Annotated in this window: 13 protein-coding genes; 7 read left to right on the top strand and 6 right to left on the bottom strand. The window is 63.6% G+C overall.

Annotated features, from left to right (window positions below; translation table 11 throughout):
* Positions 1 to 109: 109 nt before the first annotated feature.
* The 6 genes from ACODSZ_RS14145 to ACODSZ_RS14120 all read right to left on the bottom strand — a co-directional run bounded on the left by ACODSZ_RS14145 (position 110) and on the right by ACODSZ_RS14120 (position 7,908).
* On the bottom strand, positions 110 to 907 hold the full coding sequence (locus tag ACODSZ_RS14145) for an ABC transporter ATP-binding protein (protein ID WP_488927836.1): 798 nt from the start codon (positions 905 to 907) through the stop codon (positions 110 to 112).
* A complete protein-coding gene (locus ACODSZ_RS14140; RefSeq protein WP_008332561.1) occupies positions 907 to 2,697 on the bottom strand; it encodes a branched-chain amino acid ABC transporter ATP-binding protein/permease in 1,791 nt (596 codons plus the stop codon). Before ACODSZ_RS14140 ends, ACODSZ_RS14145 begins: the two co-directional genes overlap by 1 nt.
* Positions 2,698 to 2,707: 10 nt before the next feature.
* The gene (locus ACODSZ_RS14135) at positions 2,708 to 3,760 is read right to left on the bottom strand and encodes a branched-chain amino acid ABC transporter permease (protein WP_488927835.1); all 1,053 of its coding nucleotides are present in this window, start codon (positions 3,758 to 3,760) and stop codon (positions 2,708 to 2,710) included.
* A gap of 155 nt (positions 3,761 to 3,915) precedes the next feature.
* Positions 3,916 to 5,976 carry a phenylacetic acid degradation bifunctional protein PaaZ gene (gene paaZ, locus ACODSZ_RS14130; RefSeq protein WP_488927834.1) on the bottom strand — a complete coding sequence of 687 codons (2,061 nt, stop codon included), beginning with the start codon at positions 5,974 to 5,976 and terminating at the stop codon, positions 3,916 to 3,918.
* A gap of 93 nt (positions 5,977 to 6,069) precedes the next feature.
* A complete protein-coding gene (locus ACODSZ_RS14125; RefSeq protein WP_008332568.1) occupies positions 6,070 to 7,215 on the bottom strand; it encodes an ABC transporter substrate-binding protein in 1,146 nt (381 codons plus the stop codon).
* 72 nt (positions 7,216 to 7,287) lie between these two features.
* The gene (locus ACODSZ_RS14120) at positions 7,288 to 7,908 is read right to left on the bottom strand and encodes a TetR/AcrR family transcriptional regulator (RefSeq protein ID WP_008332569.1); all 621 of its coding nucleotides are present in this window, start codon (positions 7,906 to 7,908) and stop codon (positions 7,288 to 7,290) included.
* 316 nt (positions 7,909 to 8,224) lie between these two features.
* On the opposite strand from ACODSZ_RS14120, the gene ACODSZ_RS14115 reads away from it, so the two are divergent.
* The 7 genes from ACODSZ_RS14115 to paaG all read left to right on the top strand — a co-directional run bounded on the left by ACODSZ_RS14115 (position 8,225) and on the right by paaG (position 13,733).
* Positions 8,225 to 8,827 (top strand): phenylacetic acid degradation protein PaaY, encoded by a 603-nt coding sequence (locus tag ACODSZ_RS14115; protein ID WP_175344823.1) that lies wholly within the window; start codon positions 8,225 to 8,227, stop codon positions 8,825 to 8,827.
* Positions 8,828 to 9,137: 310 nt separating this feature from the next.
* Positions 9,138 to 10,124, top strand: coding sequence for a 1,2-phenylacetyl-CoA epoxidase subunit PaaA (gene paaA, locus ACODSZ_RS14110; protein ID WP_175345077.1), 987 nt, complete (start codon positions 9,138 to 9,140; stop codon positions 10,122 to 10,124).
* A 91-nt stretch (positions 10,125 to 10,215) separates the two neighbouring features.
* Positions 10,216 to 10,500, top strand: coding sequence for a 1,2-phenylacetyl-CoA epoxidase subunit PaaB (paaB, locus tag ACODSZ_RS14105; RefSeq protein ID WP_008332574.1), 285 nt, complete (start codon positions 10,216 to 10,218; stop codon positions 10,498 to 10,500).
* Between the two features lie 12 nt (positions 10,501 to 10,512).
* The gene (gene paaC, locus ACODSZ_RS14100) at positions 10,513 to 11,265 is read left to right on the top strand and encodes a 1,2-phenylacetyl-CoA epoxidase subunit PaaC (RefSeq protein WP_241821193.1); all 753 of its coding nucleotides are present in this window, start codon (positions 10,513 to 10,515) and stop codon (positions 11,263 to 11,265) included.
* Positions 11,262 to 11,795, top strand: a complete 534-nt coding sequence (gene paaD / locus ACODSZ_RS14095) for a 1,2-phenylacetyl-CoA epoxidase subunit PaaD (protein WP_008332578.1) — start codon at positions 11,262 to 11,264, stop codon at positions 11,793 to 11,795. The genes paaC and paaD overlap by 4 nt, the downstream gene beginning before the upstream one ends.
* Before the next feature lie 36 nt (positions 11,796 to 11,831).
* Positions 11,832 to 12,902: a 1,2-phenylacetyl-CoA epoxidase subunit PaaE gene (paaE, locus tag ACODSZ_RS14090; protein ID WP_241821194.1), complete on the top strand. Its 1,071-nt coding sequence runs from the start codon at positions 11,832 to 11,834 to the stop codon at positions 12,900 to 12,902.
* 39 nt (positions 12,903 to 12,941) lie between these two features.
* Positions 12,942 to 13,733, top strand: a complete 792-nt coding sequence (gene paaG, locus ACODSZ_RS14085; RefSeq protein WP_488927833.1) for a 2-(1,2-epoxy-1,2-dihydrophenyl)acetyl-CoA isomerase PaaG — start codon at positions 12,942 to 12,944, stop codon at positions 13,731 to 13,733.

Genomic DNA, 13,733 nt, shown 5'->3' with positions numbered 1-13,733 from the left:
TGTTGCTGCGAAACGCGAAGTGGCAACATCACCAGCGCGCCATCACGCTGGAAAGAAAACATGAAATGAGACCGCTCATGAATGTACCGGTTGCCTGATTGACCCGCGCTCAATGCCGCGCCACCCCCAGATAACTTTCCACAATCTTCTTGTCCGCCGCCAGCACCCCCGCCGGTCCCTCGCAGACCATCTCCCCCATCTCCAGCACATACCCGTAATCGGCCACCTGCAAGGCCGCCCGCGCATTCTGCTCGACCAACAAGGTGGCCACGCCGGTGCTGCGCAACTGGCTGATGATGGACAGGATTTCCTTGGTGATCAATGGTGCCAGCCCCAGGCTGGGTTCATCCAGCATCAGCACCTGCGGCTTGGCCATCAAGGCGCGCCCCACCGCCAGCATCTGGCGCTCGCCACCGGAGAGCGTCCCGGCCGCCTGCTTGCGCCGCTCCTTCAAGCGCGGAAACAAGGCATAGACAAATTCCTGCTGATCCAGATATCCCGACTCACCATTGCGCCGCCGCTTGTACGCCCCCAGCAGCAGATTGTCTTCCACGCTCATGGACGTAAACAATTCACGCTTTTCCGGCACCAGCGACAGGCCACGTGCGACGCGCTCTTCCACTTCCATCTGGCTTACATCCTCGCCCTGGAAGGCAATCCGCCCACTGGCAGCAGCCCCGCCGGGCAAGGCGCCCATCATGGCATTGAGCAGGGTCGACTTGCCCGCGCCATTGGGGCCGATGACGGTGACGATCTGTCCGGCCCGCAGCGTCAGCGCCGCCCCGGTCAGCGCCGGCACCTTGCCATAACGCGCCGAGAGTGCACTGACTTCCAGCAACACCGGCGCGGTCGTAGCGCGCACCTCCGGTGCCACGCTGGCGGGATTCATCATGGTCGCTGCAGTCATCATTGGGCTCCTCCGAGATAAGCTTCCAGCACCGCCGGGTGCACCTGGATCTGCGCCGGCGTGCCTTCGGCAATCTTGGTGCCGAATTCCATGACCACGATGTGGTCGGTCAACTGCATCACGAAGTCCATGTCGTGCTCCACCAGCAGCACCGCCATGCCCTCGCCACGCAGTTTGTCCAGCAAGGCGGCCAGCGCCTGCTTCTCCTTGAGCCGCAAACCGGCCGCTGGTTCATCGAGCAACAGCAACGCCGGATCACAGCACAGCGCACGGGCAATCTCCAGGATGCGCTGCTGGCCCAGCGCCAGGCTGCCCGCAGGCCGGTCGATCAGTTCACCCAGACCCACGCGTTCCAGCTGACGTCGCGCCTCGCTCAGAATGCGCGCCTCCTCCTTGCGATTGGCCCGCGCCAGACTGGCCAGGATGCCGCGCTGGGGTGCGAACTGGCCACGGCGGAAGGCTCCCATGGCAGCGTTCTCGAGCACGCTCATGCCAGGCACCAGCCGCACATGCTGGAAGGTGCGCGCAATGCCTCGGCTGGAAATCTCGCGCGAGGACAATCCCGCCAGCGACTGTCCGCGATAATTGAGTTTGCCACTGGTGATCGAGAGCACACCGGTGACCAGATTGAAGGTGGTCGACTTGCCCGCACCGTTCGGTCCGATCAGGCCAACGATTTCTCCGGCCTTCACCGAGAAGCTCACATCATTGACCGCCACCAGTCCACCGAACTGCTTGCGCGCGGCTTCCACCTCCAGGATCACGTCACCACGCCCCGGCTTGGGAATCTGCGCCAGCGGCGCGGCGTCGGCCGGCAACCGGTGCGGCAGGCGACGCCCGAAGCGCGCCTGCAGACGCGGCCACAAGCCCTCATTGGCGAACTGCAGGAAGATCACCAGTGCGATGCCGAAGACGATGGCTTCGAAATTTCCGCCTGTGCCCAACACACCCGGCAACCACTCCTGCAGGAAGTTGCTCAGCACTGCCAGCAGCCCCGCACCAAGAATGGCCCCCCACACATGGCCGGCCCCGCCGACCACGACCATGAGCAGATAGTCGATGCCGTATTTCAAGCCAAAAGGCGTGGGATTGACCGCCTGTTGCAGATGCGCGTAGAGCCATCCGGAAATGCCTGCCAGCACCGCCGCATAGACGAAGATGACAATCTTCAGCCGCGCCGTATCCACCCCCATTGCTTCCGGCATCACGGTACCGAACTTGAGCGCCCGCACCGCCCGGCCCGCGCGTGAATCGAGAAAGTTGACCACCGACACCAGCGCCAGGATCAGCACCACCCAGATCAGCAGATACATCGATGCGCCGTTGCCGAAGGTGAACTGGCCCACGGCAATGGGCGGGATGCCGTTGATGCCGTCATGCTTGCCCAGCATCTCCAGGTTGCCGAACAGGTAGTACAGCGACAGGCCCCAGGCAATCGTCGACAGAGGCAGGTAATGCCCGGAGATGCGCATGGTGAGCATGCCGATCAGGAAGGCCGACAGCGCGGTCAGGCCGATGCCGGCCAGCAGCCCGATCCAGGGCGAGAGTCCGAACTGTGTGGTGAGATAGGCCGTGGTGTAGGCACCGATGCCGACGAAGGCCGCCTGTCCGAACGAAATCAGCCCGGCCACGCCAGTGAGCAAGACCAGTCCCAGTGCAACGATGGCATACAGGCCGACGTAGGACATCAGCGTCACCCAGAAGGGAGGCAGGCCCAGTAGCGGCAACACCAGCACGATGGCGAAGAACAGCGCCGGCCACGCGGCGCGATGCGATGTGAATGCGGTCATGACGGGGTCCTCAGGCTTCTTCGTCGATGTGGTGGCTGGTCAGCGAACGCCACAGCAGGATGGGGATGATGACCGTGAAGACGATCAGTTCCTTGAAGGCACTGGCCCAGAAGGACGAAAAACTCTCGATCAGTCCGACCGATACCGAGCCCAGCGCCGCAATCGGATAACTCGCCAGCCCGCCGAAGATGGCGCCGACAAAGCCCTTGAGCGCGATGATGAAACCGGACTCGTAGTTGACGATGGTAAAGGGCGCAATCAGGATGCCACACAGCGCCCCGATGCCCGCCGACATCGCAAAGGACAAGCGGCCCGCCTGGTTGATGCCCACCCCCACCAGTCGCGCACCGAGACGATTGACGGCGGTGGCGCGCAGGGCCTTGCCGGTCAAGGTGCGTTCGAAGAAGACGTAGATCACGGCGATCAGCGCGGCCACCGTCACCAGCACGATCACGCTCTGGCCGGAGACCGGGCTGTCCCCCAGACTGAACTGCATCTCGGTGAAGGGTCGGGTGTTGGTCCCCTCGGGACCGAACATCAGCAGGCCCAGGCCGACCATGGCCAGGTGCACGCCCAGCGAGACGATCAGCAAGACCAGCACGCTGGAATGCGCCAGCGGCTGGTAGGCTACGCGATAGATCATCGGTCCCATCGGCACCACGATCAGGAGCGTGAGCAGGATCTGCCAGGGCATGGCCAGCGCCTGCAGGTCCAGGTAATGCGTGATGCCGCAGAGCACCAGCGGCAGTCCGATCTGGGTGGCCAGCAGCAGTGGCAGGCGGCGCAGAAAGCGGCTACGCGTGGCCGCCAGACGCAACGCGGTGCCGGCCTCGACTGCCAGCGTCACCGTACCCAGCGCCATCAGCAGCAATGCGGTACCGGGGGCCTGGCCGTTCTGGATGGCGGCCAGCGTCAAGGCGCCGAAGGCGACGAACTCGCCCTGCGGCAGGAAAATTACCCGTGTCACTGAAAACACCAGCACCAGCGACAGCGACAGCAGCGCATAGATGGCGCCGGTCGTGATGCCGTCCTGGATCAGCACGGTCAGAATGCTCGAATCCACTTGTCTCCTCCTGTTGTGGCCGGCCGCCGCAGATCGGGCTGCGACTGGCCGGAGTGGCCCGGTTCTTGTCAGAGATGAACCTTTGGGGCTGCTATCTTGTGTGTGGCGCGGATTACCGGACAGGACATGAAGCTTTTTGCAAAAAACCGGGAGGCTCAGGCCGCCGGTCTCTTGGCTACCAGGGTCAGGATGTCGTAGGACGCCACCAGTTCACCTTCCTGGTTGCTCACCTCCACATCCCAGGCCACCACGCCCTGGCCCTGACCATTGGCGTCCTTCTTGTTGCGGTCGATCTTGCGCTTGCAGGTCAGGCGCGCCGAGAGGGTGTCGCCGATGCCCACCGGTTTGACGAAGCGCAGCGTGTCCAGCCCGTAGTTGGCCAGCACCGGACCGGGTGCCGGCGAGACAAACAGCCCGGCCGCCGCCGACAGCACGAAGTAACCATGCGCAATGCGTTTGCCGAAGGGCGACTGGCGTGCCGCGACGTCGTCAAAGTGCATGTAGAAATGGTCGCCCGAAAGGCAGCCGAAATTGACGATGTCGGCTTCGGTGACGGTGCGGCGATGGGTGGTGAGCGAATCGCCGATCTGCAGATCTTCGAAGTAGTGGCGGAAGGGGTGAATGCCCGACTCGCGCACCTGCGCACCACGCACGTGTTCGCCGACGACGGCCGCCAGCATGGTGGGCGAACCCTGCACGGCACTGCGTTGCAGGTAGTGCTTCACGGCGCGCGAACCACCCAGTTCCTCGCCGCCTCCGGCGCGTCCGGGACCGCCATGCTTGAGCTGCGGCAAGGGCGAACCGTGGCCGGTGGATTCCGGTGCAGCTTCGCGATCGAGGATCAGCAGGCGACCGTGCCACGCTGCCGCCACCGGGATGGCCCGTGCCGCCACGGCAGGACTGCGCGTGACCAGGCTGGCCACCAGACTGCCGCGTCCGCGTGCGGCCAGCGCCAGGGCTTCGTCCAGATCGTCATAGGACATGAGCGTACTGACCGGACCGAAGGCTTCCACTTCATGCACCGGGCTGCCTGCGGAGGTATCGCGCGCCAGCAGCAGGGTCGGGGCGAAGAACGCACCCTCGCGCACGCCCTCGCCTTGCGGCTGGAAGTGGCTGCCGGCGCCCAGGATCACTTCTGCACTTTGTTTGAGCAAGGCCACGCGCTCTTCCACATCGCGCTGTTGCGCATGCGAAGCGAGCGGACCCATGCGCACCGACTCCAGCGTCGGGTCACCGATCACGGTCTTCGACAGGCGCGCGGCGAGTTTTTCCGAAATTGCACCCAAGTGCTGACGCGGCACAATGGCACGGCGGATCGCGGTGCATTTCTGGCCGGCCTTGGTGGTCATCTCACGCGCCACTTCCTTGACGAAGAGATCGAATTCTTCATCGTCGACGTTGACGTCGGGACCGAGGATGGCGCAGTTCAGCGAATCGGCTTCGGCATTGAAGGGGATGGAGTTGGCAATCAGATTGGGATGGGCGCGCAGCCGGGCCGCCGTGTCGGCCGAGCCGGTGAAGGTCACCACATCCTGCGCCTGCAGGCGATCGAGCAGATCACCGGTGCTGCCGATGACCAGTTGCAGGCTGCCTTCGGGCAGCAGGCCCGACTGCTGGATCAGGCGCACGGCTGCTTCGGCCAGATAGCTGGTGGCGGTGGCCGGCTTGACGATGCAGGGCATGCCGGCCAGGAAGGTCGGGGCGAATTTTTCCAGCATGCCCCAGACCGGGAAGTTGAAGGCATTGATGTGTACCGCCACGCCGCCGCGCGGCACCAGGATGTGGGTACCGGCAAAGCGTCCCTGCTTGCCCAGCGACATGGCCGGGCCTTCATGGACCAGGTTGGAGGACGGGAATTCATTGGTGCCGATGCTGGCATAGGTGAACAGCGTGCCGCTGCCGCCTTCGATGTCGATCCAGCTGTCGGTGCGGGTGGCGCCGGTGTGGGCCGAGATGGCGTACAGGGTTTCCTTGTGCTCGACCAGATACTTGGCCAGCGCCTTGAGGATCGCCGCACGTTGCTGGAAGTCCAGGCGCATCAGCGCAGGCAGGCCCTGACGGCGGGCATGGTCCAGCGCTTCGCCGAAATCGATGGATTCCTGATGCGTACTGGCCACGGGCTGGCCATTGACCGCGCTGTGCAGCGCCTGGGACGGGCTCTGGCCGAACCAGCGACCGGCGATGAAACTCTGTAGCAAAGGGGGACGGGTGGTCATCGAAGACTCCTGTGAGCGGGTAGGACGACACGCTGCGGACGAGGACGCACCCGCAGCGTGTTGGAAAATGGGATCAGGCCGGGGCCACGCCAATCAGGGCTGATACTGCCAGGCGCCATCCACGATCTTGACCATCACCGAAGCACGCTGGTCCAGCCCCAGGTGATCGGTGGCGGTCATGTTGTAGACACCGTGCACGCCGGTGACTTCCTTGGTGGCTTCCAGTGCATCACGCAGGGCCGCTCGGAATTCCGGCGTGCCCGGCTTGGCGCGCTTCAGGGCCACCGGAATGGCCGACTGCAGCAGCACGCCGGCATCCCAGGCATAGCCGCCGAAGAGCGAGACACTGTGCTTGCCGTGTTCCGCTTCGTATTTCGCGGTGTAGTCCAGGGCCACCTTGCGGATGGGGTTGGAGGCCGGCAGTTGCGCCGCCACCAGCACCGGGCCGGCCGGCAGCAGGGTGCCATCGAGCATCTTGCCGCCCACGCGCAGGAAGTCGGCATTGGCCACGCCGTGCGTCTGGTAGATCTGGCCCTTGAAACCACGCTCCTTCAACGCACGTTGCGGCACCACCGCCGGTGTGCCGGAAGCGGCGATGAGGATGGCATCCGGCTTGGCCGCCACCAGCTTCAGGGCTTGCGCTGTGGCCGAGGTATCGTTGGGCGCGAAGCGCTCATTGGCCACCAGCTCGAGCTTCTTGAGACCGGCCGCTTTCTTGAATTCCTCGTACCAGCCTTCGCCATAGGCGTTGGAATAACCGATGAAGGCGATGCGCTGATAGCCGCGCGCCACCATGTCACGGGCAATCGCCAGCGACATCATGATGTCGTTCTGCGGGGTCTTGAAGACCCACTTCTTCTTGGCATCCATGGGTTCGACGATGCGCGCGGCGGCAGCCAGGGAGATCATCGGGGTCTGCGCTTCGGCGGCGACTTCGATCATCGAGATCGAGTTCGGGCTCACCGATGAACCGATGATCACGTCCACATTGTTTTCCGAGACGAAGCGGCGCGCGTTCTTGACCGCCTGCGTGGTATCGGAGGCATCGTCGAGGACGATGTAGTTGATCTTCTGCCCGCCCATCGTGGTGGGCAGCAGTGCGATGGTGTTCTTTTCGGGAATGCCCAGCGAGGCAGCCGGGCCGGTGGTCGATACGGTGACGCCGACGTTGATGTCAGCATGTGCGGCGAGGGCGCAGCCGGCCAGGGCCAGCGCCAGCAAAGGGCGAGCAAACTGCATGGAGGTCTCCTTGATGATTTTGTCATTGTGGTGCTGCGTGCCTGCAATGACGCTACCGATCAAGGGCTCACGTCATCGTTTCTTCTTTCCGGCGCCGTCCAGGCTCACGGCGCCGATTCCGCCAAACAACAGATCCGACACGACCACGGCCATGCGCTCATGGGTCAGTTCACCATCCGGTTTCAACCACATGAACATCCAGTTGATCATGCCGAACAACAGCATGGCCAGCGGCTTGGCCATGCGGCTGCGGTCCAGTTCCGGGCGCACCGCGCACATGGCGTCGGCCACCGCCTTGACCACCTTGCGCTCGCCGTTGAGGATGCGCTTCTGGTCACCCGGCTCCAGGAAACGCACGTCCTCGGTCAGCACCCGATGCTCGTTCTGCGCATCGCGGTATTCCTCCACGAAGCGCTGGATCAGCAGGCGCAGTCGTGGTTCCGGCAACAGATCCTGCTGCGCGACTTCCTCCACCAGCGCACACAGGCGATCGATGTGGTCCTCGCAGATGTGCATGAGCAACTGGTGCTTGTCGGCAAAGTAGTGATACAGCGATGCCTTGGACAGCCCGCACGCCAGCGCCACCTCATTCATCGATGTGCCCACGAAACCATTGCGCGCGAACAAGGCAGCCGCCTGTTCGATGATGGTCTCGCGCTGGTTGTCGTATCCCGCTGCTCGCTTGCGTGCCATAAATGCGTCCTCGTCGATATTTCCGCAAAGTCATGATTGTGCCGTAAATCAAAACTCTTACGAAACATCTATCGGAGACATCCCGCTCTGCAAGCCTCCCTGCCCTGTCCGAAACCCGATACCTCCCGAAGCGGTCAGAAAAAATCTTTAAAACATTATTGACCAACCGGTCGGTCGAAATTATTATTCCTCAAAAAACAGCGCCAGGCAAATGGTTTTTTCCAGCGTTTCAACAAGGAAAGCCAGGCAATCGCCACAGCGCTGCCACCACAAGGAGCCGCTGCGCCCGAGGCGACACGCTGGCAAAGGAGACGCTGTGCCCTGTTACTCGATCGAAGGCGTGATCCCGGTGGTCGATCCGACCGCCTATGTGCATCCGACGGCGGTGCTGATCGGCGACGTCATCGTCGGCCCGGACTGCTATGTCGGTCCGGCCGCCTGTCTGCGCGGCGACTTCGGCCGCATCGTGCTCAAGCGTGGGGCCAACGTGCAGGACACCTGCGTGGTCCACGGCTTCCCCGGGCATGACACGGTAGTGGGCGAGAACGGCCACATCGGTCACGGCGCGGTGCTGCACAGCTGCACCGTCGAGCGCGACGCGCTGGTCGGCATGAATGCCGTGGTGATGGATGACGCGGTGGTGGGAGAACAGGCCATCGTGGCGGCCAGCGCCTTCGTACGCGCCGGCATGCAGATTGCCCGGCGTACGCTGGTGGCCGGCCTGCCGGCCAAGGTGGTACGCGCATTGACGGATGAAGAGATGGCCTGGAAACAGGCCGGTACCGAGACCTATCACGACCTCACCAGGCGCAGTCTGAAGAGCCTGCGGGAGGTCAGCCCCTTGCAGCACATCGAAGAGAACCGGCCGAGCCTGGCCGCCCCCTTCGTCGAGCCGCTGATCGCGACCAGGCGGGCCTAGGGCCTGTTCACATTCAATCTGTGAGATGCCTTGCCACCACGCCTTCTGGGGGCAACCCTCCGGGAGAGGCCGCCAAGCGTCGCCTGCCGTTGTTGCAGCTCCTTGCCGTGGCACCACCACGGCGCGTCGCTGCGCCTAGGCAGACAACGCTTGGCGACCTCTCGCACTCACAGATTGAATGTGAACAGGCCCTAGCAAGCAGCATTTTTTTCAGTTTCGCGGTTTCAACTCACGCAGACGCAGGGCCTGGCCTTGCGGCAAGGACCGCGTTCGTCCTTCACCCGCGTGATTCACCTTCACGGAGAAGCACATGTATGCACAACTCGTAGAAACCGGACTGGCCAAGGTGCGCAGCGCCGAGGACATGTCCGCCCAAGAGCAAGCCTTCCAGGCCCGCATCGATGCCGGGGTCAAGATCGAGCCCAAGGACTGGATGCCCGAAGCGTATCGCAAGACACTGGTGCGCCAGATCTCGCAGCACGCGCATTCGGAAATCGTCGGCCAGCTGCCCGAGGCCAACTGGGTCACGCGCGCCCCGACCCTGGAACGCAAGGCCATCCTGCTGGCCAAGATCCAGGATGAGGCCGGTCACGGTCTCTATCTCTACAGCGCGGCCGAAACCCTGGGCGTGTCGCGCGATGCACTGCTGGACGATCTGCATGCGGGACGTGCCAAGTACTCCAGCATCTTCAACTATCCGACCCTGAGCTGGGCCGACATGGGCGCCATCGGCTGGCTGGTGGATGGCTCGGCCATCATCAACCAGATCCCGCTGTGCCGCTGCTCCTATGGTCCCTACTCGCGCGCCATGGTGCGCGTGTGCAAGGAGGAATCCTTCCACGCCCGCCAGGGCTACGACATCATGCTGGCGCTATGCCGCGGCACGCCCGAGCAGAAGCAGATGGCGCAGGATGCGCTGAACCGCTGGTGGTGGCCGGCGCTGATGATGTTCGGTCCCTCCGATGCAGAATCGGTCAACAGCGCCCAATCGATGCAGTGGCGCATCAAGCTGTTCTCCAACGATGAACTGCGCCAGCGCATGGTCGACCAGACCATCCCGCAGATCGAATACCTGGGCCTGACCGTGCCCGATCCCGACCTGAAGTGGAATGAGCAACGCGGTCGTTACGACTTCGGTGAAATCAACTGGGACGAATTCCACAACGTCCTGCGCGGTAACGGTCCCTGCAACCGCGAACGCCTGGCCACCCGCAAGAAAGCCTACGACGACGGCGCCTGGTTCCGCGATGCGCTGGTGGCGCATGCCGACAAGCGGGCCGCGCGCAAGGCGGCCTGAGTCGTCGCTTCGATATCCGATCCGATTCGTTTCATCACACAACCATGCCAGTGGCCGCCATGACAGCGGCCCGCCAACAAGGAAAAGCATCATGAGCAAGGAATGGCCTCTCTGGGAAGTCTTCATCCGCAGCCAGCACGGTCTGGCCCACAAACACGTCGGCAGCCTGCACGCCCCCGATGGCGAGATGGCCATCAACAATGCCCGCGACGTCTACACCCGCCGCAATGAAGGCGTGGGCATCTGGGTGGTGCGTGCCGCCGACATCGTCTCTTCCAGCCCGGGCGACAAGGCGCCGCTGTTCGAGCCGGCCAACAGCAAGGTGTATCGCCACCCGACCTTCTTCCCCATGCCGGCTGAGCTGAAGAACCTGTAAGAGGTACGCACCATGACCCACAAAACCGATTACGTGCGACGCCTGGGCGATAACGCCCTGGTGCTCTCGCAACGCCTCTCCGAATGGTGCGGCAAGGGCCCGGCGCTGGAAGAAGACATGGCGCTCATCAACGTCTCGCTGGACCTGATCGGCCAGGCCCGCCTGTGGCTGGCCTACGCCGCCGAACTGGAAGGTGCGGGCCGCAACGAAGATCAACTGGCCTTCCTGCGCGATGCCCATCAGTTCCACAACCTGCTGCTGGTGGAGCTGCCCAATGGCAGCTATGCCGATACGCTGGCGCGTCAGTTCCTCTTCGACGTCTGGCATTACTTCCTGCTCGAAGGACTGTGCGAGAGCAGTGATGCACGCATCGTCGAGATTGCGCAGAAGTGTCTCAAGGAAGTCACCTACCACGTGCGCCGCAGTACCGATCTGATGATCCGCCTGGGTGACGGCACCGAAGAAAGCCATCGCCGCATGCAGGACGCCATCGACGCCCTGTGGATGTACACCGGCGAACTGTTTACGGCCGACACGCTGGATCAGGCCATGCAGGCCGACGGTATCGCACCGGACCTGGGCGAACTGCAACAGAAGTGGCAGCAGCACGTCACCGAGGTGATGCGCGAAGCCACGCTGCAACTGCCGGCTGCGGGCCTGTGGATGCAGAGCGGCGGCAAGCAGGGCCGACATACCGAACACCTGGGCTACCTGCTGGCGGAAATGCAGTTCTTGCAGCGCACCTATCCCGGAGCCAGCTGGTGAGCGAGCTGGCATCGCCTGCGCAGGCGCTCCAGGCAAGGATCTGGGAATGGCTGCAAGCCATTCCCGATCCGGAGATTCCGGTCATTTCGGTGGTGGACCTGGGCATCGTGCGCGCCGTCGAGGTCTCGGAGGAGGATGCCGGGGCGGCACGCTGCACGGTGGTCATCACCCCGACCTATTCCGGCTGCCCGGCCATGGGCGTAATCGCCCAGGAGATCGGCGCGGCGCTCAAGCAGCACGGACTGACCGAGGTGGCCATCCGCACCCAGCTGGCACCGGCCTGGAACACCGACTGGATGAGCGAGAAAGGCCGTCGCAACCTGCAGCAATACGGCATCGCGCCACCGGCGCAGCAGGTCGTCGACATCCGCGGCATCAGCATCCGGCGACAGGCCGCACCGCAGGTTCCCTGCCCGCATTGCGGTTCGATGCAGACGGTGTGCGTGAGCCAGTTCGGCTCCACTTCCTGCAAGGCGCTGTACCAGTGCAAGGACTGCCGCGAGCCGTTCGATTACTTCAAGGCGCATTGAGCCGTGCTCAATGTCCCAGAACCAAGGCACAACATCATGAGCAAATTCTATCCACTGACCATCTCGGGCGTAAAACAGGAAACGCGCGATACCATCGTGGTCTCCTTCGCCGTCCCGGCCGAATTGCAGGATACCTTCGCCTATCAGCAGGGCCAGCACCTGACGCTGCGCTCGCACATCGAGGGCGAGGAATTGCGCCGCTCCTATTCGATCTGCGCGGCCACCCAGGAAAAGCAGTTGCGGGTCGCCATCAAGCGCGTCCCTGGCGGACTGTTCTCGAACTGGGCCAATGAGTCCTTTGTCCCGGGACAAAGTATCGAGGTGATGCCGCCCATGGGCCACTTCAACGTTCCGCTGGATGCCGCCAACCGCAAGCACTACCTGGCCTTTGCCGCCGGCAGCGGCATCACGCCGATGATCTCCATCATCAAGACCACGCTGCTGACCGAGCCGCACAGCCGCTTTACTTTGGTCTATGCCAATCGCGCCTCGTCTTCGGTGATCTTCAAGGAAGAACTCACCGACCTCAAGGATGCCTACCTCGAACGTCTGAACGTGATCTGGGTGATGAGCCGCGAGCAGCAGGACGTGGAACTGTTCAACGGACGCATCGACCGCAAGAAGTGCGATGCCTTCTTCGCTTCCTGGATCGATCTCAAGGACATGGACGCGGCCTTCCTCTGCGGTCCCGAAGAAATGGTGCAGGCCGTCTCCGATTCTCTGCAGGCACATGGCATGCCCAAGACGCAGATCAAGACCGAATTGTTTGCCGCCAGCACACCGACGCGTGCGCATGCCTCGCGCCCGGTGGTGGGCAGGAAGGAATGCGAGGTCACGGTGATCGTCGACGGCTATCACAACGTCTTCACCATGGACAAGGAAAAGGAATCCGTGCTCGATGCCGGCCTGAAGCACGGCATCGACCTGCGCTACTCCTGCAAGGGTGGCGTGTGCGCCACCTGCCGCTGCAAGGTGGTCGAGGGCAAGGTCGACATGGATGCCAACTATGCCCTGGAAGACTACGAGATCGCCCGCGGCTTCGTCCTGAGCTGCCAGTCCTTCCCGGTCAGCGACAAGCTGCTGCTGGACTTCGACCAGGACAACTGAGCCTGACGCTCTTCCCCGCCACTTACTTTTTCCGAGCCCATGAGCTACTCATCCATCCTCTTCGAGAACCGCGACGGCATCGCCGTCATCACGCTGAACCGCCCCGACAAGCTCAACAGCTTCACCGTGGCCATGCACCTGGAACTGCGCGAGGCCATCGCCACGCTGCAGGCCGACACTAGCGTGCGGGTGTTGCTGCTCACCGGCGCCGGACGCGGCTTCTGCGCCGGCCAGGACCTGGGCGACCGCGCCGTCAAACCCGGTGACGGTGCCGTCGACCTGGGCGAATCCATCGACAAGTACTACGGTCCGCTGGTGAAGTCGCTGCGTGCGCTGCCCTTCCCGGTGATCTGCGCCGTCAACGGCGTGGCCGCCGGTGCGGGTGCAAACCTGCCGCTGGCCTGCGACATCGTGCTGGCCGCGCGCTCGGCCAGCTTCGTGGAAGTGTTCTGCAAGCTGGGGCTCATTCCCGATACCGGCGGCACCTACTTCCTGCCGCGCCTGGTGGGTACGGCGCGCGCCATGGGCATGGCGCTGCTGGGCGAGAAGATCAGCGCCGAGCAGGCCGAACGCTGGGGTCTGATCTGGAAATGCGTGGAGGACGACCAGTTGATGGGGCAGGCACGCGCCATGGCGGAACACTTCGCCCGCGCCCCCACCAAGGGCCTGGCCGCCACCAAGGCCACGCTCCATGCCAGCCCGGCCAACACCCTGGCGCAACAGCTGGACCTGGAACGCGACACCATGCGCGCGCTCGGCCACAGCCGGGATTACCGCGAGGGCGTGAGCGCCTTCCTGGAAAAGCGCGCGCCGCAGTTCACGGGGCAATGA

Source organism: Herbaspirillum sp. FG34, assembly GCF_057809315.1.
The sequence above is the reverse complement of the archived record's forward strand: the minus strand, read 5'-3'. Positions and strand labels throughout refer to the sequence as shown.

Coding starts and splice junctions, on each gene's coding strand:
- ACODSZ_RS14145 (WP_488927836.1), bottom strand. CDS start 907: ATGACTGCAGCGACCATGATGAATCCCGCCAGCGTGGCACCGGAGGTG.
- ACODSZ_RS14140 (WP_008332561.1), bottom strand. CDS start 2,697: ATGACCGCATTCACATCGCATCGCGCCGCGTGGCCGGCGCTGTTCTTC.
- paaZ (WP_488927834.1), bottom strand. CDS start 5,976: ATGACCACCCGTCCCCCTTTGCTACAGAGTTTCATCGCCGGTCGCTGG.
- ACODSZ_RS14125 (WP_008332568.1), bottom strand. CDS start 7,215: ATGCAGTTTGCTCGCCCTTTGCTGGCGCTGGCCCTGGCCGGCTGCGCC.
- ACODSZ_RS14120 (WP_008332569.1), bottom strand. CDS start 7,908: ATGGCACGCAAGCGAGCAGCGGGATACGACAACCAGCGCGAGACCATC.
- paaA (WP_175345077.1), top strand. CDS start 9,138: ATGTATGCACAACTCGTAGAAACCGGACTGGCCAAGGTGCGCAGCGCC.
- paaB (WP_008332574.1), top strand. CDS start 10,216: ATGAGCAAGGAATGGCCTCTCTGGGAAGTCTTCATCCGCAGCCAGCAC.
- paaC (WP_241821193.1), top strand. CDS start 10,513: ATGACCCACAAAACCGATTACGTGCGACGCCTGGGCGATAACGCCCTG.
- paaE (WP_241821194.1), top strand. CDS start 11,832: ATGAGCAAATTCTATCCACTGACCATCTCGGGCGTAAAACAGGAAACG.
- paaG (WP_488927833.1), top strand. CDS start 12,942: ATGAGCTACTCATCCATCCTCTTCGAGAACCGCGACGGCATCGCCGTC.